This window comes from Klebsiella sp. RC2 (genome assembly GCF_014192815.1).
In the GTDB taxonomy this organism is placed as follows: Bacteria; Pseudomonadota; Gammaproteobacteria; order Enterobacterales; family Enterobacteriaceae; genus Klebsiella; species Klebsiella variicola.
In genome coordinates, this window is the sequence record NZ_JACHYL010000010.1 from 103,507 (window position 1) to 124,416 (window position 20,910).

General features: G+C 57.8%; 23 protein-coding genes. 14 read left to right on the forward strand and 9 right to left on the reverse strand.

All coding sequences use genetic code 11. From position 1 onward, the window contains the following. The first annotated feature begins 55 nt into the window (after window positions 1-55). The 8 genes from rbfA (at window position 56) to mtr (ending at window position 8,687) form a co-directional block, all read left to right on the forward strand. A complete protein-coding gene (gene rbfA, locus FHW76_RS24645; RefSeq protein ID WP_002918248.1) occupies window positions 56-457 on the forward strand; it encodes a 30S ribosome-binding factor RbfA in 402 nt (133 codons plus the stop codon). Further along, the gene (gene truB, locus FHW76_RS24650; protein WP_008806628.1) at window positions 457-1,401 is read left to right on the forward strand and encodes a tRNA pseudouridine(55) synthase TruB; all 945 of its coding nucleotides are present in this window, start codon (window positions 457-459) and stop codon (window positions 1,399-1,401) included. Before rbfA ends, truB begins: the two co-directional genes overlap by 1 nt. A gap of 148 nt (window positions 1,402-1,549) precedes the next feature. Next, the gene (rpsO, locus tag FHW76_RS24655) at window positions 1,550-1,819 is read left to right on the forward strand and encodes a 30S ribosomal protein S15 (protein WP_012540479.1); all 270 of its coding nucleotides are present in this window, start codon (window positions 1,550-1,552) and stop codon (window positions 1,817-1,819) included. A gap of 242 nt (window positions 1,820-2,061) precedes the next feature. Beyond that, complete coding sequence (gene pnp / locus FHW76_RS24660; RefSeq protein ID WP_008806626.1) at window positions 2,062-4,197, forward strand: polyribonucleotide nucleotidyltransferase; 2,136 nt, start codon at window positions 2,062-2,064, stop codon at window positions 4,195-4,197. Between the two features lie 108 nt (window positions 4,198-4,305). Next, window positions 4,306-5,190 carry a lipoprotein NlpI gene (gene nlpI / locus FHW76_RS24665; RefSeq protein ID WP_002918241.1) on the forward strand — a complete coding sequence of 295 codons (885 nt, stop codon included), beginning with the start codon at window positions 4,306-4,308 and terminating at the stop codon, window positions 5,188-5,190. Between the two features lie 104 nt (window positions 5,191-5,294). Beyond that, window positions 5,295-5,375 (forward strand): protein YrbN, encoded by an 81-nt coding sequence (yrbN, locus tag FHW76_RS24670; protein WP_085903200.1) that lies wholly within the window; start codon window positions 5,295-5,297, stop codon window positions 5,373-5,375. After that, window positions 5,368-7,299 (forward strand): ATP-dependent RNA helicase DeaD, encoded by a 1,932-nt coding sequence (deaD, locus tag FHW76_RS24675; protein ID WP_012540481.1) that lies wholly within the window; start codon window positions 5,368-5,370, stop codon window positions 7,297-7,299. Before yrbN ends, deaD begins: the two co-directional genes overlap by 8 nt. A 143-nt stretch (window positions 7,300-7,442) precedes the next feature. Next, window positions 7,443-8,687 (forward strand): tryptophan permease, encoded by a 1,245-nt coding sequence (gene mtr, locus FHW76_RS24680; protein ID WP_012540482.1) that lies wholly within the window; start codon window positions 7,443-7,445, stop codon window positions 8,685-8,687. 44 nt (window positions 8,688-8,731) lie between these two features. On the opposite strand, the gene FHW76_RS24685 is transcribed toward mtr, so the two are convergent. The 3 genes from FHW76_RS24685 to FHW76_RS24695 all read right to left on the reverse strand — a co-directional run bounded on the left by FHW76_RS24685 (window position 8,732) and on the right by FHW76_RS24695 (window position 11,762). Beyond that, window positions 8,732-9,739 (reverse strand): luciferase-like monooxygenase, encoded by a 1,008-nt coding sequence (locus FHW76_RS24685; RefSeq protein ID WP_183477062.1) that lies wholly within the window; start codon window positions 9,737-9,739, stop codon window positions 8,732-8,734. 143 nt (window positions 9,740-9,882) lie between these two features. Continuing rightward, a complete protein-coding gene (locus FHW76_RS24690; RefSeq protein WP_008806623.1) occupies window positions 9,883-10,761 on the reverse strand; it encodes a U32 family peptidase in 879 nt (292 codons plus the stop codon). A gap of 5 nt (window positions 10,762-10,766) precedes the next feature. Then, on the reverse strand, window positions 10,767-11,762 hold the full coding sequence (locus FHW76_RS24695; protein WP_004206164.1) for a peptidase U32 family protein: 996 nt from the start codon (window positions 11,760-11,762) through the stop codon (window positions 10,767-10,769). A gap of 221 nt (window positions 11,763-11,983) precedes the next feature. On the opposite strand from FHW76_RS24695, the gene FHW76_RS24700 reads away from it, so the two are divergent. Together FHW76_RS24700 and FHW76_RS24705 are read left to right on the forward strand one after the other, a co-directional pair. Then, the gene (locus FHW76_RS24700; RefSeq protein WP_008806622.1) at window positions 11,984-12,508 is read left to right on the forward strand and encodes an SCP2 domain-containing protein; all 525 of its coding nucleotides are present in this window, start codon (window positions 11,984-11,986) and stop codon (window positions 12,506-12,508) included. Further along, window positions 12,502-13,005 carry a GNAT family N-acetyltransferase gene (locus tag FHW76_RS24705; protein ID WP_008806621.1) on the forward strand — a complete coding sequence of 168 codons (504 nt, stop codon included), beginning with the start codon at window positions 12,502-12,504 and terminating at the stop codon, window positions 13,003-13,005. Before FHW76_RS24700 ends, FHW76_RS24705 begins: the two co-directional genes overlap by 7 nt. Here FHW76_RS24705 and FHW76_RS24710 read toward each other — a convergent pair. Next, entirely contained in the window at window positions 12,992-13,282 is a 291-nt protein-coding gene (locus FHW76_RS24710) for a GIY-YIG nuclease family protein (protein WP_032731566.1), read from the reverse strand. The genes FHW76_RS24705 and FHW76_RS24710 overlap by 14 nt on opposite strands. A gap of 49 nt (window positions 13,283-13,331) precedes the next feature. On the opposite strand from FHW76_RS24710, the gene FHW76_RS24715 reads away from it, so the two are divergent. Further along, window positions 13,332-13,775, forward strand: coding sequence for a YhbP family protein (locus FHW76_RS24715; RefSeq protein ID WP_012540486.1), 444 nt, complete (start codon window positions 13,332-13,334; stop codon window positions 13,773-13,775). On the opposite strand, the gene FHW76_RS24720 is transcribed toward FHW76_RS24715, so the two are convergent. Further along, entirely contained in the window at window positions 13,737-14,273 is a 537-nt protein-coding gene (locus tag FHW76_RS24720) for a type 1 glutamine amidotransferase domain-containing protein (protein ID WP_008806618.1), read from the reverse strand. The two genes, FHW76_RS24715 and FHW76_RS24720, sit on opposite strands and share 39 nt — an antisense overlap. A 128-nt stretch (window positions 14,274-14,401) precedes the next feature. Between FHW76_RS24720 and FHW76_RS24725 the strand changes: the two genes are divergently transcribed. Next, window positions 14,402-15,049, forward strand: a complete 648-nt coding sequence (locus tag FHW76_RS24725) for an NAD(P)H-binding protein (RefSeq protein ID WP_183477064.1) — start codon at window positions 14,402-14,404, stop codon at window positions 15,047-15,049. Between the two features lie 75 nt (window positions 15,050-15,124). After that, window positions 15,125-16,165, forward strand: a complete 1,041-nt coding sequence (locus tag FHW76_RS24730; protein WP_119866719.1) for a permease — start codon at window positions 15,125-15,127, stop codon at window positions 16,163-16,165. A 121-nt stretch (window positions 16,166-16,286) separates the two neighbouring features. Here FHW76_RS24730 and dolP read toward each other — a convergent pair whose 3' ends face one another. Genes dolP through FHW76_RS24750 form a run of 4 tightly spaced genes read right to left on the reverse strand, consistent with a single transcriptional unit; the run spans window position 16,287 to window position 19,940 of the window. Further along, complete coding sequence (dolP, locus tag FHW76_RS24735) at window positions 16,287-16,862, reverse strand: division/outer membrane stress-associated lipid-binding lipoprotein (RefSeq protein ID WP_008806615.1); 576 nt, start codon at window positions 16,860-16,862, stop codon at window positions 16,287-16,289. 9 nt (window positions 16,863-16,871) lie between these two features. Further along, window positions 16,872-17,462, reverse strand: a complete 591-nt coding sequence (diaA, locus tag FHW76_RS24740) for a DnaA initiator-associating protein DiaA (RefSeq protein ID WP_002918211.1) — start codon at window positions 17,460-17,462, stop codon at window positions 16,872-16,874. Window positions 17,463-17,487: 25 nt separating this feature from the next. Next, window positions 17,488-17,874, reverse strand: a complete 387-nt coding sequence (locus FHW76_RS24745) for a YraN family protein (RefSeq protein ID WP_008806614.1) — start codon at window positions 17,872-17,874, stop codon at window positions 17,488-17,490. Then, complete coding sequence (locus FHW76_RS24750; protein ID WP_023323315.1) at window positions 17,832-19,940, reverse strand: penicillin-binding protein activator; 2,109 nt, start codon at window positions 19,938-19,940, stop codon at window positions 17,832-17,834. Before FHW76_RS24750 ends, FHW76_RS24745 begins: the two co-directional genes overlap by 43 nt. Window positions 19,941-20,003: 63 nt before the next feature. Here FHW76_RS24750 and rsmI point away from each other — a divergent pair, with 63 nt between their 5' ends. After that, a complete protein-coding gene (gene rsmI / locus FHW76_RS24755) occupies window positions 20,004-20,867 on the forward strand; it encodes a 16S rRNA (cytidine(1402)-2'-O)-methyltransferase (protein ID WP_004144878.1) in 864 nt (287 codons plus the stop codon). Window positions 20,868-20,910: the final 43 nt, after the last annotated feature.

A 20,910-nucleotide genomic window follows, 5' to 3' on the forward strand; every position in this document is an offset into this window, starting at 1 on the left:
CATTTTAAAAAGGGGCTTTTGGCCCCTTTTTTGTCTTTATTCTGGAGAACTTATTATGGCGAAAGAATTTGGTCGCCCGCAGCGTGTGGCCCAGGAGATGCAAAAAGAGATTGCCATCATCCTGCAACGTGAAATCAAAGATCCGCGTCTGGGTATGATGACCACCGTTTCCGGTGTGGAAATGTCCCGTGACCTGGCCTATGCCAAGGTGTATGTCACCTTCCTCAACGACAAAGATGAAGCCGCGGTGAAAGCGGGCATCAAAGCGCTGCAGGAAGCTTCTGGTTTTATCCGCTCCCTGCTGGGTAAAGCGATGCGTCTGCGTATCGTGCCGGAACTGACTTTCTTCTACGACAACTCGCTGGTGGAAGGGATGCGTATGTCCAACCTGGTCACCAGCGTGGTGAAACACGACGATGAACGTCGTGTGAACCCGGACGACAGCAAGGAGGACTGATGAGTCGTCCTCGTCGTCGCGGCCGCGACGTGCACGGCGTATTGTTGCTGGACAAGCCTCAGGGCGCTTCCAGCAACGATGTGCTGCAGAAAGTAAAGCGTATTTATAACGCCAACCGCGCTGGCCACACCGGCGCGCTGGATCCGCTGGCGACCGGTATGCTGCCAGTGTGTCTTGGCGAAGCGACCAAGTTTTCCCAGTATCTGCTGGACTCCGATAAGCGTTATCGCGTGATCGCCAAACTGGGCCAGCGCACGGATACCTCCGATGCCGACGGTCAGGTGGTGGAAGAGCGTCCGCTAACCTTTAGCGACGAGCAGCTGGCGGCGGCGCTGGATAGTTTCCGCGGCGAGACGCAGCAGGTACCGTCGATGTACTCGGCGCTGAAGTATCAGGGCAAGAAGCTGTACGAGTATGCTCGTCAGGGCATTGAGGTCCCGCGTGAAGCCCGGCCGATTACGGTCTATGAGCTGCTGTTTATTCGCCATGAAGGCGATGAACTGGAGCTGGAGATCCACTGCTCGAAAGGCACCTACATCCGGACGATTATCGATGATTTAGGTGAAAAGCTCGGCTGCGGCGCGCACGTGATTTTCCTGCGTCGCCTGGCGGTGAGCAAATACCCGGTTGAGCGGATGGTGACCCTCGAGCAGCTGCAGGCGCTGGTCGATCAGGCGGCAGCGCAGGATATTCCTGCCGCGCAGCTGCTTGATCCGCTGCTGATGCCGATGGACAGCCCGGCATCGGACTATCCGCTGGTGGCGATTCCGGAGACCTCCGCGGTTTACTTTAAAAACGGTAACCCGGTTCGTCAGTCAGGCGCGCCGCTTAACGGGCTGGTGCGGGTGATGGAAAACGAATCCGGCAAGTTTCTCGGCATGGGCGAAATTGACGATGAAGGCCGCGTGGCGCCGCGTCGTCTGGTGGTGGAATACCCGGCGTAAGCGCTTTTCTTGCGATAAAAGCCTGCTACGAGTAGAATATCGCCGCTTAACGTCCGCTAAAGTGTTTTAACATTTTCGGGCGTTGCATCAGGGGTCGCTGAATTAGAGATCGGCACCCTTTCTTTCTTTTAATTTTTGGAGTTCTAAAATGTCTCTAAGCGTTGAAGCTAAAGCAAAAATCGTTTCTGAGTTTGGTCGTGGCGAAAACGACAGCGGTTCTACCGAAGTTCAGGTTGCACTGCTGACTGCACAGATCAACCACCTGCAGGGCCACTTTGCAGAGCACAAAAAAGATCACCACAGCCGTCGTGGTCTGCTGCGCATGGTTTCTCAGCGTCGTAAACTGCTCGACTACCTGAAACGTAAAGATGTTGCACGTTACGCTGCGCTGATCGAGCGTCTGGGTCTGCGTCGCTAATTCTGCGAGTTTCAGAAAAAGGGGCCTGACGGCCCCTTTTTTCGACCGGGCGGCAGCAATTCATTCAAAACTCATGTATTGTTGCTAGTAATGATCTTCATGCAGAGGTTCGCGCGGCTAATGAGAGGCTTCATCCGCAGGGGCGGGTAAAGGTTGTCATTAGTCGCGAGGATGCAGAGGATCGGGTCAATAGACGCTATATCTTTGATATGGCGTGATTTATAGATAAAAAGGATAGAATTTTGCTTAATCCGATCGTTCGTAAATTCCAGTACGGCCAGCATACCGTAACCCTGGAAACCGGCATGATGGCGCGCCAGGCAACGGCCGCTGTGATGGTTAGCATGGATGACACCGCGGTATTCGTGACCGTTGTGGGTCAGAAAAAAGCGAAGCCAGGCCAGGACTTTTTCCCGCTAACTGTTAACTACCAGGAGCGTACTTACGCTGCCGGTAAAATCCCGGGTGGTTTCTTCCGTCGTGAAGGCCGTCCAAGCGAAGGCGAAACCCTGATCGCGCGTCTGATTGACCGCCCGGTTCGCCCGCTGTTCCCGGAAGGCTTCGTTAACGAAGTTCAGGTTATCGCCACCGTCGTTTCCGTTAACCCGCAGGTTAACCCGGATATCGTCGCGATGATCGGCGCTTCCGCTGCGCTGTCCCTGTCTGGTATTCCGTTCAATGGCCCAATCGGCGCCGCGCGCGTGGGTTACATCAACGACCAGTACGTACTGAACCCAACCCAGGAAGAACTGAAGTCCAGCAAACTGGATCTGGTGGTTGCCGGTACTGAAGCGGCCGTGCTGATGGTTGAATCCGAGGCTGAACTGCTGAGCGAAGACCAGATGCTGGGCGCGGTGGTCTTCGGCCACGAGCAGCAGCAGATTGTTATTCAGAACATCAACGACCTGGTGAAAGAAGCCGGTAAACCGCGTTGGGACTGGCAGCCGGAAGCCGTCAACGAAGCGCTGAACGCGCGCGTGGCTGCGCTGGCTGAATCCCGCCTGAGCGATGCTTACCGTATCACCGACAAACAAGAGCGTTACGCTCAGGTTGACGTGATCAAATCTGAAACCATCGCCACGCTGGTAGCAGAAGATGAAACCCTGGACGCTAACGAGCTGGGTGAAATCCTGCACGCCATCGAGAAAAACGTGGTTCGTAGCCGCGTACTGGCAGGCGAGCCGCGTATCGATGGCCGCGAAAAAGACATGATCCGTGGTCTGGACGTTCGTACCGGCGTACTGCCGCGTACTCACGGTTCCGCACTGTTCACCCGTGGCGAAACGCAGGCGCTGGTTACCGCGACTCTGGGTACCGCACGCGACGCGCAGAACATCGACGAACTGATGGGCGAGCGCACCGACTCCTTCCTGTTCCACTACAACTTCCCTCCGTACTCCGTAGGCGAAACTGGCATGGTGGGTTCTCCGAAGCGTCGTGAAATCGGTCACGGTCGTCTGGCTAAGCGCGGCGTATTGGCCGTGATGCCGACTATCGACGAATTCCCGTACACCGTTCGCGTGGTGTCTGAAATCACCGAATCCAACGGTTCTTCTTCCATGGCCTCCGTCTGTGGCGCCTCTCTGGCGCTGATGGATGCGGGTGTGCCGGTGAAAGCCGCCGTTGCGGGTATCGCAATGGGTCTGGTGAAAGAAGGCGACAACTTCGTCGTTCTGTCTGACATCCTGGGTGACGAAGACCACCTTGGCGATATGGACTTCAAAGTTGCGGGTTCCCGCGACGGTATCTCTGCGCTGCAGATGGATATCAAAATTGAAGGTATCACCAAAGAAATCATGCAGGTTGCTCTGAACCAGGCTAAAGGTGCGCGTCTGCACATCCTGGGCGTGATGGAGCAGGCGATTAACGCGCCGCGCGGCGATATCTCTGAATTCGCACCGCGTATCCACACCATCAAGATCAACCCGGACAAGATCAAAGACGTTATCGGTAAAGGCGGTTCTGTTATCCGTGCCCTGACCGAAGAAACCGGCACCACCATCGAAATCGAAGATGACGGTACCGTGAAGATCGCAGCGACCGACGGCGATAAAGCACAGCATGCTATCCGTCGTATCGAAGAGATCACCGCTGAGATCGAAGTTGGCCGCATCTACAATGGTAAAGTGACCCGTATCGTTGACTTTGGCGCGTTCGTTGCCATCGGCGGCGGTAAAGAAGGTCTGGTTCACATCTCGCAGATCGCTGATAAGCGCGTTGAGAAAGTGACTGATTACCTGCAGATGGGTCAGGAAGTGCCGGTTAAGGTTCTGGAAGTTGACCGCCAGGGCCGTGTTCGTCTGAGCATCAAAGAAGCAACTGAACAGACTCCGTCTGCCGCAGCGCCGGAAGCTCCGGTCGCCGAGCAGGGCGAGTAAGGTTGCCGTTAGCCCTCCGCTTTTGCGGAGGGCGTTTTACGGGCAGGACGCCTCGTTTGCAGCCGGGGAACAGGACGTTCATCCAATCGTTGTCTTCGGGAGTGGGAAATGAAGCCTTTTTTGCGCTGGTGTTTCGTGGCGACAGCTCTCACGCTGGCAGGATGCAGTAGCACCGCCTGGCGTAAGGACGCCGTCCTCGCAGTACCATTGCAACCGACTTTACAGCAAGAAGTGATTCTGGCACGCATGGAACAAATTCTTGCCAGTCGGGCTTTATCCGATGACGAACGCGCACAGCTTTTATATGAGCGCGGAGTGTTGTATGATAGTCTCGGTCTGAGGGCATTAGCGCGAAATGATTTTTCACAAGCGCTGGCAATCCGACCCGATATGCCTGAAGTATTCAATTACTTAGGCATTTACTTAACGCAGGCAGGCAATTTTGATGCTGCCTATGAAGCGTTTGATTCTGTACTTGAGCTTGATCCAACTTACAACTACGCGCACTTGAACCGCGGTATCGCCCTGTATTACGGCGGCCGGGCTAAGTTAGCGCAAGATGATCTGCTGGCGTTTTATCAAGACGATCCCAATGATCCTTTCCGTAGCCTGTGGCTTTATATCGCCGAGCGTAAACTCGACGAGAAGCGGGCGCTTGAAGCACTCAGAGAGCGCTTAAACAAGTCGGACAAAGAGCAATGGGGATGGAACATTGTCGAGTTCTACCTTGGCGACATTAGCGAAAAAGAGCTGATGACTCGTCTGAAGGCAGACGCAACGGATAACACCTCGCTCGCTGAGCATCTCAGTGAAACCAACTTCTATTTAGGTAAGTACTACCTAAGTCTGGGGGACAAGGACAGCGCTACGGCACTGTTCAAACTGGCGGTCGCTAACAACGTACATAACTACGTTGAGCACCGATACGCATTGTTGGAATTATCGCTCTTGGGCCAGGAGCAAGATGACCTGGCAGAATCGGACCAGCAATAGCTGACGAACACATCAGCCCATAGTTTTTTGCTTGCCATCACCTTTGCGGGTGAGGGCGTTGTTGTTCGTTAATACACCTACTTTGAGCCGGTTCACACTTTTCAATGAAAATTACCGTAAATTTTCACGATGAGTTATGTAGACTGGCCGCCATTAATTTTGAGGCACACGTACTACATGGCTGAATTCGAAACCACTTTTGCAGATCTGGGCCTGAAGGCTCCCATCCTTGAAGCGCTTAACGATCTGGGTTACGAAAAACCATCTCCGATCCAGGCTGAGTGCATTCCGCATCTGCTGGACGGCCGCGATGTTCTGGGTATGGCCCAGACCGGTAGCGGTAAAACCGCAGCGTTCTCTTTACCGCTGCTGAACAACATTGATCCTGAGCTGAGAGCACCACAGATTCTGGTGCTGGCGCCGACCCGCGAACTGGCGGTACAGGTTGCTGAAGCAATGACGGAATTCTCTAAACATATGCGCGGCGTAAACGTGGTTGCCCTGTACGGCGGCCAGCGTTATGACGTGCAGCTGCGCGCTCTGCGTCAGGGTCCGCAGATCGTTGTCGGTACCCCGGGTCGTCTGCTGGACCACCTGAAGCGCGGCACGCTGGATCTCTCTAAACTGAGCGGTCTGGTACTGGACGAAGCCGATGAAATGCTGCGCATGGGCTTTATCGAAGACGTAGAAACCATTATGGCGCAGATCCCGGAAGGTCATCAGACCGCGCTGTTCTCTGCCACCATGCCGGAAGCGATTCGTCGCATTACCCGCCGCTTTATGAAAGAGCCGCAGGAAGTGCGCATTCAGTCCAGCGTCACCACGCGCCCGGACATCAGCCAGAGCTACTGGACGGCCTACGGCATGCGTAAAAACGAAGCGCTGGTGCGCTTCCTGGAAGCGGAAGACTTTGATGCGGCGATTATCTTCGTGCGTACCAAAAACGCGACCCTGGAAGTGGCTGAAGCGCTGGAGCGTAGCGGCTATAACAGCGCCGCGCTGAACGGCGATATGAACCAGGCGCTGCGTGAGCAGACGCTGGAGCGTCTGAAAGACGGTCGTCTGGACATTCTGATCGCTACCGACGTTGCGGCCCGTGGTCTGGACGTTGAGCGTATCAGCCTGGTTGTTAACTATGACATCCCGATGGATTCCGAGTCTTACGTTCACCGTATCGGCCGTACCGGTCGTGCGGGTCGTGCTGGCCGCGCCCTGCTGTTCGTTGAGAACCGCGAGCGTCGCCTGCTGCGTAACATCGAACGTACGATGAAACTGACGATCCCTGAAGTAGAACTGCCAAACGCAGAACTGCTGGGCAAACGTCGCCTGGAAAAATTCGCGGCTAAAGTTCAGCAGCAGCTGGAAAGCAGCGATCTGGACCAGTACCGTGCGCTGCTGGCGAAAATCCAGCCGACGGCGGAAGGCGAAGAGCTGGACGTGGAAACGCTGGCCGCCGCGCTGCTGAAAATGGCCCAGGGCGAACGTTCTCTGATCGTCCCGCCGGATGCGCCGATGCGTCCTAAGCGTGAGTTCCGCGATCGTGATGACCGTTTCGAGCGTCGTGGCGACCGTAATGACCGCGGCCCGCGTGGCGATCGTGAAGATCGTCCGAAGCGTGAGCGTCGTGATGTTGGCGAGATGGAACTGTACCGCATTGAAGTAGGCCGTGATGACGGCGTTGAAGTTCGTCATATCGTTGGCGCGATCGCTAACGAAGGCGATATCAGCAGCCGTTACATCGGTAACATCAAGCTGTTCGGTTCTCACTCCACCATCGAACTGCCGAAAGGTATGCCGGGCGAAGTACTGCAGCACTTTACTCGCACCCGCATCCTGAACAAACCGATGAACATGCAGCTGATGGGCGATGCGCAGCCGCGCACTGAACGTCGTGGCGGCGGTGAACGTCGTGAAGGCGGTCGTGGTTTCGGCGGTGAGCGTCGTGAAGGCGGCCGTAGCTTCGGTGGCGAACGTCGTGAAGGCGGTCGTGGTGATGGTCGTCGTTTCAGCGGCGAACGTCGTGAAGGCCGTGCGCCGCGTCGTGACGATGCAGCTGCGCCGCGCCGTGATGACTCCGCTGGTCGTCGTCGTTTCGGTGGCGATGCGTAATTAGCGCAACACGCTAGCGTAAAGTAAATAATACAGCCCCGATCGCCATGATTGGGGCTTTTTTTATTCCTTTTGTACTCATGTACTGGTACAGTGCGTCGCACCCACTGTGGGAAAGTTTTTTTGACTGGAGATTTCGGTAAATGGCGACACTAACCACTACAACCACCCGGCCGTCCCTGTTTGGCGGCGTGGTGATTATCGGCGGCACGATTATTGGCGCGGGCATGTTCTCGCTGCCGGTGGTGATGTCCGGCGCGTGGTTCTTCTGGTCGCTGGCGGCGCTGGTTTTTACCTGGTTCTGCATGTTGCACTCCGGTCTGATGATCCTGGAAGCCAACCTCAACTACCGGATTGGCTCCAGTTTCGACACCATCACCAAAGACCTGCTCGGCAAGGGCTGGAACCTGGTGAACGGCGTGTCGATCGCCTTTGTGCTGTATATCCTGACTTACGCCTATATTTCGGCGAGCGGTTCGATCCTGCACCATACCTTCAGTGAAATGTCGCTGAACGTACCGGCGCGCGCGGCGGGCTTCGGCTTTGCGCTTCTGGTGGCATTTATTGTCTGGATGAGCACCAAAGCGGTGAGCCGCATGACGGCTATCGTGCTCGGTGCCAAGGTCATCACCTTCTTCCTGACCTTCGGCAGCCTGCTGGGACACGTCGAACCGACGACGCTGTTTAACGTCGCGGAGAAGAATGCCTCCTATGCGCCCTACCTGCTGATGACGCTGCCGTTCTGCCTGGCCTCGTTTGGCTATCACGGTAACGTGCCGAGCCTGATGAAATATTATGGTAAGGATCCGCGCACCATTACCCGCTGTCTGATTTACGGTACGCTGCTGGCGCTGGGTCTGTACGTGGTCTGGCTGCTGGTGACGATGGGCAATATCCCGCGTCCGCAGTTTATCGATATTGCGCAGAAGGGCGGTAACATTGATGTACTGGTACAGGCCCTGAGCGGCGTACTGAATAACCGCGGCCTGGATCTGCTGCTGGTAGTGTTCTCCAACTTTGCCGTCGCGAGTTCGTTCCTCGGCGTGACGCTGGGTCTGTTCGACTATCTGGCGGATCTGTTTGGCTTTGACGATAGCGCGATGGGGCGCTTTAAAACCGCGCTGTTGACCTTTATCCCGCCGATGCTCGGTGGGCTGGTGAAACCAGATGGTTTCCTTTACGCCATCGGCTATGCCGGCCTGGCGGCGACGGTATGGGCGGCCATTGTGCCGGCGCTGCTGGCCCGCGCTTCGCGTAAACGCTTCGGCAGCCCACAGTTCCGCGTGTGGGGCGGAAAAGCGATGATTGTGCTGATCCTGCTCTTTGGTCTCGGCAACGCGGTGGTGCACTTCCTGTCGAGCTTTAATCTGCTGCCGGTTTATCAGTAAGGTTAATGCCCGGTGGCATAACATCCACCGGGCTGACGTTTGTGTTACCCCAACAGCTCCTCTTTCACCTGCATCGCCAAATCAAACGAATGCAGGCGAGCCTGATGGTCGAAGATCTGGCCGTTGACCATGATTTCATCCGCCTCGGTTTCGCGCAGAATGGACTCTAAGCCGTGGCGGACTTTCGTTTTATCGCCGACCAGCGACATGCTTAACGCCTGCTGCACGCCATACTGCTCGGACGCTGACCACAGCTGATGCATATTTTCCACCGGCGGCGGCAGCTGTCCGGTTTCGCCGCGCCGCAGCTTAACGAACGCCTGCTGCATAGAGGTAAAGAGGAACTCCGCATCGCGGTTGCTGTCGGCGGCGATAATATTGATACACACCATCGCGTACGGTTTTTCCAGCCGCGCCGAAGGTTTGAAATTGCTGCGATACAGATGCAGCGCCTGGAACAGCATATCCGGCGCGAAATGCGAGGCGAAAGCAAACGGCAGGCCGAGCTGCGCCGCCAGCTGGGCGCTGTACAGGCTTGAGCCCAGCAGCCACACCGGAATTCGTTCGCCATAGCCGGGAACCGGACGCACGTGCGGGTTCGGATCGAGGGCGTCAAACCAGTCCACCAGTTCCGCCACGTCGCGCGGGAAGTTATCGACATCGCCGCTCATATGGCGGCGCAGGGCGCGCATGGTCGGCTGATCGCTGCCTGGCGCGCGGCCAAGGCCGAGATCGATACGCCCGGGATAAAGGGTATTCAGGGTGCCGAACTGCTCGGCGATCACCAGCGGTGAGTGGTTGGGCAGCATCACCCCGCCGGAACCGAGATGCAGAGTGGTGGTATTGGCGGCGAGATAGCCTATCAGCACCGAGGTCGCCGCGCTGGCAATGCCGACCATATTATGGTGCTCCGCCAGCCAGTAGCGGTGATAGCCGCGCGATTCGGCCAGCCTGGCGAGATCCAGAGAGTGGGTAAAGGCTTCTTTGGCAGAAGAGCCTTGCGGGATCGGCGCCAGGTCGAGCACCGAGAACGGAACAGATTTGTCAGTCATAAAGGCTCACTTTGCTACAGCATCGTCATCAGATTGAAGGTCTTCTTCCAGCCTGGCGCATCCTGGACGCGCCAGCCAGAAAAGCTGCATCTTTAATAATGCATTAAAATCTGAGCACTGTTGTTAACAAAGTGAGCGGTTTATCAGGCTTGCAGCACCAGACCGGGCAGCCGTTTCCAGTAGCCGTTGCAATCACTATTGCTGGTAAGATCCAGTGGCGCAGCACCGTTTTCGTTGGCGCGGAAGGCCTCTAGCATAGCGAAGGTTTCGTTGCCCATCGGCGACAGGCGCACCATATCCACCAGGCCGTGCATCGAGGTTAACTCGTTGCCAAGGTTATAGACGTAGCCGCTCATCGTCTGGATACCGTTGAGCACGAACACCTGCTGGTTCTCCTGCGACAGCATGCTGCGTCCGGTCGGGTACTTGATGCAGCAGGTTTCGCATTCGTCCTTTGGCCGGTCTTCCGAGCGGGCGGTAAAGCAGCGCGCGGAATAGGCCAGCGGCAGATGGCCGTAGCTCAGCACTTCCACTTCAAACTGGTTGCGAATACCCAGCTCTTCGCACTGGGTCAGTAAATTTGCCAGCCAGTCGCGGGAAAGCTCTACTGGCATGCACCAACGCATCATGCCTTGTTTCAGCAGCAGGCGCAGAGTGACGGCGTTATAGCAGTTCAGCGCATGCCCGGCAACGAACGGCAGCTTGCGTTCGGCGCAGAGGTTCACCACGCCAAGGTCGCTGGCCTCAATCAGGAACTCGCCGTTAGCGACATAGCGCTTCAGTTCGCCCAGTTCGGAAGAGGCCTGCACCAGCGCGAGGGTAGACAGCACCACCTGTTTGCCGCTACCGGCCAGCGCTTTTGCCATCTCGATCCAGTCGCCAACTTTGGTGGCGCGGCGTTTGCTGCACACGGCTTCGCCGAGATAAATGGTGTCGGCGCTGCTGTTTGCCGCCTGCTGGTAAAAATCTTCCAGCGTCTCTTTTGGCCAGTAGTACAGCACCGGCCCTAATGAATATTTCATGTTTCTCACTGCCATTTACGGTGATAGGCGCCAAGGGTGGTTTGCGTCCCTTCGGACATCGAACCAAGGGTTTCCATCCAGGCGGATTGCGGCACAAAATTCTGCGGATCGGCTTTGCAGCGGTCGATCGCCTGGCGCCAGACTTTCGCCACCTGGGTGACGTACGCCGGGCTGCGCTGACGGCCTTCGATTTTCACCGAGGCGATATTGGCGGCCATCAGCTCCGGCAACAGCTCCAGGGTGTTTAGGCTGGTGGGTTCTTCCAGTGCGTGATAGCGCTCGCCATCGACCAGATAGCGGCCTTTGCACAGCGTCGGATAGCCGGCGTTTTCGCCATCCTGATAGCGGTCGATCAGCACCTCATTAAGGCGAGATTCCAGCCCCTGCGGCGTTTGCTGCCAACGCACGAAGCGGGCAGGTGAACAGGCGCCGACGGTATTCGGCGATTCGCCGGTCAGGTAGGAAGAGAGATAGCAGCGGCCTTCCGCCATGATGCACAGGCTACCGAAGGCGAAGACTTCCAGCGGCACCGGCGTGGCACGGGCCAACTGCTTCACCTGGTGAATAGATAACACTCGTGGTAGTACGACGCGTGCCACGTCAAAGTTGCGATGATAGAAGCGAATGGCCTCTTCATTGGTGGCGGAAGCCTGCACCGAAACGTGACGCTCAATGTGTGGATAACGCTCCGCGGCATACTCCAGCATGGCGATATCGGCCAGGATCAGCGCATCGGCGCCCAGCTGGGCGGCCATGTCCACCGCGCGCTGCCAGCGGGCGTAGCCGTCGGGATGGGCGAAGGTGTTGATCGCAATATGTAGCTTACGACGGTGCTGATGCACAAAGCTGACGGCTTCCTGCAGTTTCTTTTCGGTGAAATTAAGGCCGGCAAAGTGGCGGGCGTTGGTGTCATCTTTCAGCCCGATATAGACGGCATCGGCGCCGTTTTCGATGGCCGCCTTAAGCGCCGGAAGGTTACCGGCTGGGCAGAGCAGCTCCATAATTTTTCCTGAAAAATGCGGCCCGTCAGGGACGCTGAATGGTTAACGAGCAGGGATTTTAGTTAACCTTCTGGTGACAATTTTTGATTTGAGGCAGTTAAAAGTGTATTGGTGGCGCCAATAACTGGCGGCCGTCATCGCGTTTTTGTTGATTTACGCCGCTATGTTGTTTATGTGATATGGCACAATAGCGGAACAATTGCATTCATGGAGTAAAGCTTGTGTTGGATAAACTGCGTTCCCGGCTGGTCCACTTTGGCCCGTCTTTACTGAGCGTGCCGGTTAAGCTGGCGCCTTTTGCCCTCAAGCGCCAGGTGCTGGAGCAGGTGCTAAGCTGGCAGTTCCGTCAGGCGCTGGCAGAGGGAGAACTGGAGTTTCTCGAGGGGCGCTGGTTAAGTATTCATGTGCGTGACATCGGTCTGCTGTGGTATACCTCGGTAGTCGATGGTCGCCTGGTGGTCAGCCAGCAGGCCGACGCCGACGTCAGCTTCAGCGCCGACGCCAGCGATCTGTTAATGATTGCCGCGCGCAAGCAGGATCCGGATACGCTATTCTTCCAGCGTCGTCTGGTGATTGAAGGCGATACGGAGCTGGGGCTGTACGTAAAAAATTTGATGGACGCCATTGAGCTCGAGCAGATGCCAAAAGCGCTGCGCGTGATGTTGCTGCAACTGGCGGATTTTGTCGAAGCTGGACTGAAGAGCCCGCAGAAACCTGAACAGACATCGGTAGGTGAGGCATGCTGATTCGAGTGGAGATTGGGATTGATGCACCGGGAATCGACGCGCTGCTGCGTCGTACCTTCGGCCGCGATGCCGAAGCGCAGCTGGTGCACGATCTGCGTGAAGATGGACTGATCACGCTGGGGGTGGTGGCAACGGATGATGAAGGCCAGGTGATCGGCTACGTTGCCTTCAGCCCGGTTGCAGTGGAAGGTGAAGAGCTGCAGTGGGTCGGTCTGGCGCCGTTGGCGGTGGATGAACACTATCGTGGACAGGGCATTGGCCGGCAACTGGTCTATGAAGGGCTGGATTCGCTGAATGAGTTCGGCTATGCCGCGGTGGTGACGCTGGGCGACCCGGATTTATACCGTCGCTTCGGCTTTGAGCCGGCCGCGCGCTTCGATCTCCGCTGCCGCTGGCCGGACAGCGCGGAGGCGTTCCAGGTTCACCGTCTGGCGGATGACGCTCTCGAAGGCGTCCACGGCCAGGTAGAATACAGCGACCATTTTAATCGTCTTTGAGCCTCGCCAGCAGGGTATCGAAGGCATCCTCTCCGGCAACGAGGCGCTCTTTTTCGCGCTTCGTTAGCTGCTTAACGCGGTATTCCAGTCGCAACGCAAGTGAGTGTTCACCAACCTCGTGGCTAAAGGCCAGCAGCAGGTCGCCTTTACCGCGCAACGCCTTCGCGCCTTTTCCCGCCTGATGCTGGCGAAAGCGGCGCGGCACATCGGTGGTGATGCCGGTATAAAGGCGATTATCCGCGGTTCGAATGAGATACAGAAACCAGCACACGGTCACAAAGTCACTATGGTAAGGTGTGTGCACCATAGCATAATGGAGAAGAAAGATGGAAACCCTTGCTGCCATTGGTCGCTGGCTGAGTAAGCAGCACGTCGTCACCTGGTGCGTCTCCCGCGACGACGAGCTGTGGTGTGCGAATGCCTTTTACGTCTATGACCAGGATACCGTGGCCTTTTATCTGCTCAGCGATGAGCACACCCGCCACGGTCAGATGACCGGCGAACGGGCGAAAGTTGCCGGTACGGTTAATGGCCAGCCAAAAACCGTGGCCCTGATCCGCGGCGTGCAGTTCAAAGGCGAGATCCGTCGTCTGAGCGGTGACGAAGAGGCGCGGATGCGCCAGCGCTACGTCAAGCGCTTTCCAGTGGCCCGCATGCTGTCGGCGCCGGTATGGGAGATTCGTCCGGACGAAATCAAGTTTACCGATAACACGCTGGGCTTCGGGAAAAAGTTACACTGGCGGCGTGATGCCGGCGCCGAGCAGGCGTAGCGCTTCGCGATTGAAGGCCGGCAGATCGTCCGGCGTTCTGCTGGTGACCAGCTGTTCGTTATCGACCACCACCTCCTGGTCGTAAAACTCGCCCCCGGCGTTTTTCACATCCACCACGATAGGCTTCACCGCCGTGAGCTTACGCCCGCGGATCACATCGGCGCTGATCAGCAGCTGCGGGCCGTGGCAGATGGCAAACACCGGCTTCCCGCCATTGACGAAATCGCGGGTAAAGGTGACGAAGCGTTCATCCCCGCGCAGCTGATCAGGGGAATAGCCCCCGGGCAGCAGCAAGGCATCAAATTCGCCCGGTGTGACGTCATCGATGGCTCTGTCGATGGCGACCTCCGCTTCTCCCTGTTTACCCTTCACCGTCTTGCCAGCCTGCTTTTCGATCGTGACGACCTGATGCCCGGCGAGCTTGAACGCGTCGGCGGGAGAGGTAAATTCAGAATCTTCAAAGTCGTCGGTAATGAGCACGGCTATCTTTTTACTCATGCTTCCTCCGCTATCTGGATGGTCAATGAGGTAATTCCATGATGATGGTGGATACTTACCTTGTAAGGTATTAAGCCTGGAACATGAGCCCGAAAGTGCAAGGCGGAGAATTCTGTAAAGGAGAATCAATGAGTCAGGTATTATTAACCGGTGCGACCGGATTAGTTGGCGGTCACTTACTCCGGCTGCTGCAGAATGAGCCGAGCATCAGCTCCATCGCCGCCCCGACGCGTCGCCCGCTGGCGCCAGCGGAAGGTGTCTTTAATCCTCACGATCCCCAGCTGACCGATGCCCTGGCGCAGGTGGTCGACCCGGTCGATATCGTCTTCTGCTGTCTGGGAACAACGCGTCGGGAAGCGGGAAGCAAAGAGGCCTTTGTCCATGCTGATTACACGCTGGTGGTTGATACCGCGCTGACCGGCAAACGACTGGGTGCGCAACATATGCTGGTGGTTAGCGCGATGGGCGCCAATGCCCACTCGCCGTTTTTCTACAATCGGGTGAAGGGGGAAATGGAGGCGGCGTTGATTGAACAGGCCTGGCCGCGGCTGACCATCGCCCGGCCGTCGATGCTGTCAGGCGAGCGGGAAAAAAAACGGGCCAATGAGACTTTCCTCGAACCGCTGTTCCGGCTGCTGCCAGGAAACTGGAAAGCGATTCCGGCCCGTGACGTGGCGATTGCCCTGCTGGCGGAGGCGCTGTCGCCCACCCAGGAAGGCGTGCAAATTCTGACGTCATCCCAACTGCGGGAGCGCGCCGCGCAGCAGGCTGAATAGCGTTTTGCAAACGCAAACATCCGGCGTACTATTCACGGCTTCAATTCATATCCACATTTCTTGCTGGGGAATGCTATGACTGGTCAGTCTTCATCTCAGGCGGCGTCACCGTTTCAATGGTGGAAACCCGCGCTTTTCTTTCTCGTCGTGATTGTCGGCCTGTGGTTCGTCAAATGGCAGCCCTATTACGGGAAAGCCTTCACCGCCGCGGAAACCCACAGTATCGGTAAATCCATTCTCGCCCAGGCCGACGCCAATCCGCTGAAAGCCGCGTGGGACTATGCGATGGTTTACTTCCTCGCCGTCTGGAAAGCGGCAGTGCTCGGCGTGCTGCTCGGGTCGCTGATTCAGGTGCTCATCCCGCGCGATTGGCTGCTGCGCACCCTGGGACAATCGCGTTTTCAGGGCACGCTGCTGGGGGCGATTTTTTCACTGCCTGGCATGATGTGCACCTGCTGCGCCGCGCCGGTCGCGGCCGGCATGCGTAAACAACAGGTGTCGATGGGCGGGGCGCTGGCGTTCTGGATGGGTAACCCGCTGCTCAACCCGGCGACACTGGTGTTTATGGGCTTTGTCCTGGGCTGGCAGTTTGCGCTGGTTCGCCTGGTCGCTGGCCTGGCGACGGTGCTGATTGTTGCGACCCTGGTGCAGAAATGGGTGAAAGAGGCGGCGACGCAGCCGGTAGCGGTGCCTGCTGCACCGTCTGAAGCGGCCAGAGACAGCTTCTTTAGCCGCTGGCTGCGGGCGCTGTGGACCCTGTTCTGGAACACGATCCCGGTTTATATCCTCGCGGTACTGGTGCTGGGAGCGGCGCGGGTCTGGCTGTTCCCGCACGCCGATGGCGTGGTGGATAACACGTTGTTCTGGGTCATCGCGATGGCGATCGCCGGCTGCCTGTTTGTGATCCCTACCGCGGCGGAAATTCCGATTGTGCAGACGATGATGCTGGCTGGCATGGGGACAGCGCCCGCGCTGGCGCTGCTCATCACTCTGCCGGCGGTGAGCGTGCCGTCGCTGATTATGCTGCGCAAAGCCTTCCCGGCCAAAGCGCTGTGGCTGACGGGCGGACTGGTGGCGCTGTGCGGGGCGATTGTCGGTGCGCTGGCGCTGGTGTAGTTTGCCGTAAACGTATGGATAGCCGGATTGGCTGCCGGGCGGCGGCTACGCCTTACCCGGCACACAACGGACAGGGGACGGTAGCCCGGCTAAGCGCAGCGCCAGCCGGGAGACTGCAGGTTTATTTGATGTAGGTAAAGGCGGTAGTCACCCGGGACACGCCGCTCACCCGGCTGGCAATATCCGCGGCAGCCCGGCCTTCGCGCTCGGTCACCAGCCCCATCAGGAAGACTTCGCTGTTTTCCGTGGTCACCTTCACGTTCGAGGATTTGACCTGATCGGTGCTCAGCAGCTGCGAACGCACCTTGGTGGTAATCCAGGTATCAGACGAGGCGGTCCCTAAACCAATCGGCTGGCCCTGGCGCACTTCATTAAACACTTCCGTGGTCCCTTCCACGCCCATGGCGATTTGCTTGGCGCGGGCGGAGAGGTCCGGCGTCGGCGACTGGCCGGTCAGCAGGACTTTGCCCTGATAAGCCGTGACGTTGATGCGGGCCTGTTTCTTAATCTGTTCATCTTTCGACAAGGCGCTATTGACGCGCAGTTCCAGGGTGCTGTCATCGACCTGGGTTCCCACCGTACGCGGGTCCGTTGCGGCTTTAGTGCCGACAGCTGCCGTTCCGACTACCGCGGCGGCAACGCAGCCCTGCAGCAATAGTGCAGAAAGCAGGATGGCGAGGGGCGAGAGAGCCTTCATGTGTTCTCCTTAATCGTCCTGGTGTGGAAAAAGGGTGTTATCTATCAAATCGCACAGACAGTTGACGGTTAGCATATGCATCTCCTGAATACGCGCGCTGCGATGCGAGGGGATGCGGATTTCGACATCCTGCTGACCTAAGAGGCCAGCCAGCTCACCGCCGTCATAGCCGGTTAACGCGACGATAGTCATGTCGCGAGTCACGGCGGCTTCCACCGCTTTGACGATATCCCGGCTGTTACCGCGCGTAGAGATCGCCAGCAGCACATCGCCGGCGTGTCCCAGGGCGCGCACCTGCTTGGCGTAGATCTCGTCATGCAGACGATCGTTGGCGATGGCGGTTAAGACCACATTATCGGTATTAAGTGCAATGGCGGGTAAACCAGGGCGTTCCGTTTCAAAACGATTAATCATGCTGGCAGCAAAATGCTGTGCGTTGGCGGCGGAGGTGCCATTACCACAACAGAGGATTTTGTTGCCGTTGAGCAGGGACTGCACGAGCGTCATCGCCGCCCGGGAGATGGCGTCCGGGAGTGCTTCCGCTGCGGCAATTTGGGTTTGAATGCTTTCGGTAAAGCAGGCTTTGATTCTGTCGAGCACGGGATCCCTTACTTCTGGTATTACGCTATTCGCCAAAGGCGTTTTTTAGCCATTGGATGTCGTTTCCGGTGAAGGCTACCACATCGAAACGGCAATCCACAGTCTCAAAGCTCCCATTCTGTCGGCAGAGCCACAAACGGGCGGCTTTAAGCAGTCGTTGTTGTTTTTGCGGGGTGACGCTGGCCGCCGCGTCACCGTACCGGGCGCTACGGCGGTAGCGCACCTCGACAAAAACGGTGACGGCGCCGTCGCGCATGATGAGGTCAATTTCGCCGCCACGCTCGCGGGCATTAGCGGCGATAAAACGCAGGCCCTGGCCTTCCAGCCAGCGGCGAGCCTGGTTTTCCCAGGCATCGCCAGTCTGTTTGCTTAGCTGGCCGGAACGATTTTTCCCTGCTGGTACTTGAGCCATGACAGTTTCCTGTTAATCACGCAGTCCTGGGTGGCCGTCAGATCGCCGGTATTGCCGTTCAGCTCGAAGCCCGGCGTTTGGCGCATTTGCGTGAAGTGGTTCGCCAGTGACCAGGCGTCAGCTCCCATGGCATACAGGCGCGCCAGCGAGTAGTCATTACGTACAGCGGACAGCGCCTGCTGCATCAGCGCCGGGTTGCTGCCGGCCAGCATCGGGATCTCACTATACTGCAGCCCTTCCATCTCCAGACGGAAATCCGGCCCTGCGGTGCCCTGGGCGCTGCGCGAGCTGGCGTACAGGGTGACATTGTTTTGACTGCCGTTGCGCATGGCGATCATGGGTTTGATATAGGCAATCTGTTCCGGGGTGGCGAGGATATAGGCGGCGTCCACGCTGCCGCCGCTGCTCACCGGCATCTCATCCGCACTGCCGAGGGAACTGTTCTGGGCCGAAGGCAGGGTGGAGACCGGGGTGCCGGTCAGCGCAATGCCCCCTCCGCCGTTGACGCCGGCGCGCAGCTCGGCCGTGGATCCAAAACGCTGCTGCAGGACGCTGGCGCCGCCCAGCTTCAGCCATTCGTCGGCAAACGCGCTAACCACGCGATCGCCCAGCGCACCGCGCGGAACCAACAGCAGTGGCGTCTGCTTGCCCTGTTGGTGGATATGTCGGGCCGCGTCACGCGCTTCGTCTTCCGGGGAAAGCGCGAAATAGCAGAGGTTAGCGCGGCTTTCGACTTTCTCCGGCTGGTTGAGGGCCAGTACATTGAGCGGCGTGTTGCTCTTAATCACATCATCTACGTTCTCTTTCAGCAGCGGCCCGACGACTAAAGTGGCGCCATCCTGCTGAGCCTGGGCAAGCAACTGACTGATGGGCTGGCTGGTGGTGTCGTAAATTTTCAGTTCCGCAGAGGGGTTGGCGGCGCTGGCGACTGCGGGCTGAGGCTGTGCGGTCGGGGCGGTGACCGGCTGAGTGACCGGGGAAGCGGTGGTCTGCGGCGTGGCGGACGCTGCCGGCGCCTGGGCTGTAGGTTCCGCGGCAGGCGCCGCCTGGTCTTGTGCCGGGGCTTGCACCGGTTCAGCGCGGCTTCCGGTGGCGGTTAGATCGCTGACTTCTGCCTGCGACGGACTCACTACATCATCATTACCGGAGACATTCGCCGCCTGGGCAACCTGCGCGGGAACGGCGCTACCCGTCACCGACGGCGCACCATTTTTGGCGGCTTCAAAGCCCTGCTGGATAGTGCGGCCGAAGATCGACGCCTGACCGTTCAGCGGCAGAAAAAGCGCAATCTTGTTGGTGGACGCGGGCTTATAGTTTTGCATGTTCACCAGCGCCGTCGGCAGCATTTTGGCGCCCGGATTTTGCGGATAGCGCGTCTGCCAGTCTTTAACGCCTGCTTTCAGCAGCGTCGGATCGTTGCGGTTGTCAAACCACATCCGCTGCAGATCCAGCCAGCCCTGGAGGGTATTTTCATCAGCGTTGATCACCAGCGCATTGGCCTGGTCCTGGGGCATCGAGGTGAGCGCTTGCCACGTCGCATCAATATTTTTCTGACGCTGTTTCGCGTCACTCAGCAGCGGCTGCTGGGCGATTAAGGCGCGCAGCAGGGTCAGCGATGGTTTGCCCTGGCTGGCATCGATTTGCGCCTGCCAGTAGCGCGCCTGCTGGGGTTGATCCAGGCTTGTCGGGTCGAGCTTTGCCAGCAGAGTACGAGCGCCCTGATAGTCGTTTTGCGCCAGCTTCACTTCCACCGCCAGCAGCGACTGTTCACGGGCCTGGGTGCTGTTCAGGTTCGACGGCAGCTGGTTGTACAGGTCGATGGCCTGCTGCTTCTTCCCTTCCTGCAGCAGTGCACGAATGGCGAGTAATTGCCAGTTGGTCTTGCTATCATTCGTGCTTTGCTGCATCTGCTGTAGGTAGAAACTGGAGTTGGCCTGCGATGTACCCTGCATAAACGCCGTGCTTTGATCCTGCGTGTGGGTGCCGCAGCCAGCAAAAAGAAGCGTCGCCAGCAATACGGGCAGACAGCGCGCGGGCTTAGAACGAAGAAATGTTGACGGTACCATAAGTGTCCAGTGATATTTTTTTGGCTCAATGCTCAATATTAAATCGGCAATACGGACGAGACAATGAAACAACACGAATCAGCGGATAATTCTCAGGGGCAGCTCTATATTGTGCCCACTCCGATAGGGAATCTGTCTGATATCACGCAGCGCGCACTGGAAGTGTTGCAAGCTGTTGATTTAATTGCTGCGGAAGATACCCGCCACACCGGTTTGCTGCTGCAACATTTTGCGATTAACGCCCGCTTATTTGCGCTTCACGACCATAACGAGCAGCAAAAGGCGGAAACACTTCTCGCTAAACTGAAAGAAGGGCAAAACATCGCGCTGGTCTCCGATGCCGGCACGCCGCTGATTAACGACCCTGGCTATCATCTGGTGCGCACCTGCCGCGAAGCGAATATTCGCGTGGTGCCGCTGCCGGGTCCCTGTGCGGCCATCGCCGCCCTGAGCGCCGCCGGTCTGCCTTCCGACCGTTTCTGCTATGAAGGCTTCCTGCCGGCGAAATCGAAAGGCCGCCGCGATACCCTGAAGGCGCTGGAAGAAGAACCGCGCACTCTCATCTTCTATGAGTCAACGCACCGTCTGGTGGAGAGTCTGGAAGATATCTGCGCGGTACTGGGAGAATCCCGCTACGTGGTGCTGGCCCGCGAGCTGACCAAAACCTGGGAGTCTATCCACGGCGCGCCGATTGGCGAGCTGGTGGCGTGGGTGAAGGAAGACGAAAACCGCCGCAAAGGCGAGATGGTGTTGATTGTCGAAGGCTTTAAGGCCCAGGAAGAGGCGCTGCCGGCAGCCGCGCTGCGTACCCTGGCGCTGCTGCAAGCGGAGCTGCCGCTGAAGAAAGCCGCCGCGCTGGCCGCGGAGATCCACGGCGTGAAGAAAAATGCGTTGTATAAGTACGCCCTGGAGCAGCAGGGGGAGTAAGCCTGTAAACTGACTTTGGGAGCAGCAAGCCGCTCTTCAGAAA

Excerpts from the sequence above, each read along its gene's own strand:
- rbfA (WP_002918248.1), top strand. The coding sequence starts at position 56 with ATGGCGAAAGAATTTGGTCGCCCGCAGCGTGTGGCCCAGGAGATGCAA.
- truB (WP_008806628.1), top strand. The coding sequence starts at position 457 with ATGAGTCGTCCTCGTCGTCGCGGCCGCGACGTGCACGGCGTATTGTTG.
- rpsO (WP_012540479.1), top strand. The coding sequence starts at position 1,550 with ATGTCTCTAAGCGTTGAAGCTAAAGCAAAAATCGTTTCTGAGTTTGGT.
- nlpI (WP_002918241.1), top strand. The coding sequence starts at position 4,306 with ATGAAGCCTTTTTTGCGCTGGTGTTTCGTGGCGACAGCTCTCACGCTG.
- yrbN (WP_085903200.1), top strand. The coding sequence starts at position 5,295 with ATGAAAATTACCGTAAATTTTCACGATGAGTTATGTAGACTGGCCGCC.
- deaD (WP_012540481.1), top strand. The coding sequence starts at position 5,368 with ATGGCTGAATTCGAAACCACTTTTGCAGATCTGGGCCTGAAGGCTCCC.
- mtr (WP_012540482.1), top strand. The coding sequence starts at position 7,443 with ATGGCGACACTAACCACTACAACCACCCGGCCGTCCCTGTTTGGCGGC.
- FHW76_RS24685 (WP_183477062.1), bottom strand. The coding sequence starts at position 9,739 with ATGACTGACAAATCTGTTCCGTTCTCGGTGCTCGACCTGGCGCCGATC.
- FHW76_RS24690 (WP_008806623.1), bottom strand. The coding sequence starts at position 10,761 with ATGAAATATTCATTAGGGCCGGTGCTGTACTACTGGCCAAAAGAGACG.
- FHW76_RS24695 (WP_004206164.1), bottom strand. The coding sequence starts at position 11,762 with ATGGAGCTGCTCTGCCCAGCCGGTAACCTTCCGGCGCTTAAGGCGGCC.
- FHW76_RS24705 (WP_008806621.1), top strand. The coding sequence starts at position 12,502 with ATGCTGATTCGAGTGGAGATTGGGATTGATGCACCGGGAATCGACGCG.
- FHW76_RS24715 (WP_012540486.1), top strand. The coding sequence starts at position 13,332 with ATGGAAACCCTTGCTGCCATTGGTCGCTGGCTGAGTAAGCAGCACGTC.
- FHW76_RS24720 (WP_008806618.1), bottom strand. The coding sequence starts at position 14,273 with ATGAGTAAAAAGATAGCCGTGCTCATTACCGACGACTTTGAAGATTCT.
- FHW76_RS24725 (WP_183477064.1), top strand. The coding sequence starts at position 14,402 with ATGAGTCAGGTATTATTAACCGGTGCGACCGGATTAGTTGGCGGTCAC.
- FHW76_RS24730 (WP_119866719.1), top strand. The coding sequence starts at position 15,125 with ATGACTGGTCAGTCTTCATCTCAGGCGGCGTCACCGTTTCAATGGTGG.
- dolP (WP_008806615.1), bottom strand. The coding sequence starts at position 16,862 with ATGAAGGCTCTCTCGCCCCTCGCCATCCTGCTTTCTGCACTATTGCTG.
- FHW76_RS24745 (WP_008806614.1), bottom strand. The coding sequence starts at position 17,874 with ATGGCTCAAGTACCAGCAGGGAAAAATCGTTCCGGCCAGCTAAGCAAA.
- FHW76_RS24750 (WP_023323315.1), bottom strand. The coding sequence starts at position 19,940 with ATGGTACCGTCAACATTTCTTCGTTCTAAGCCCGCGCGCTGTCTGCCC.
- rsmI (WP_004144878.1), top strand. The coding sequence starts at position 20,004 with ATGAAACAACACGAATCAGCGGATAATTCTCAGGGGCAGCTCTATATT.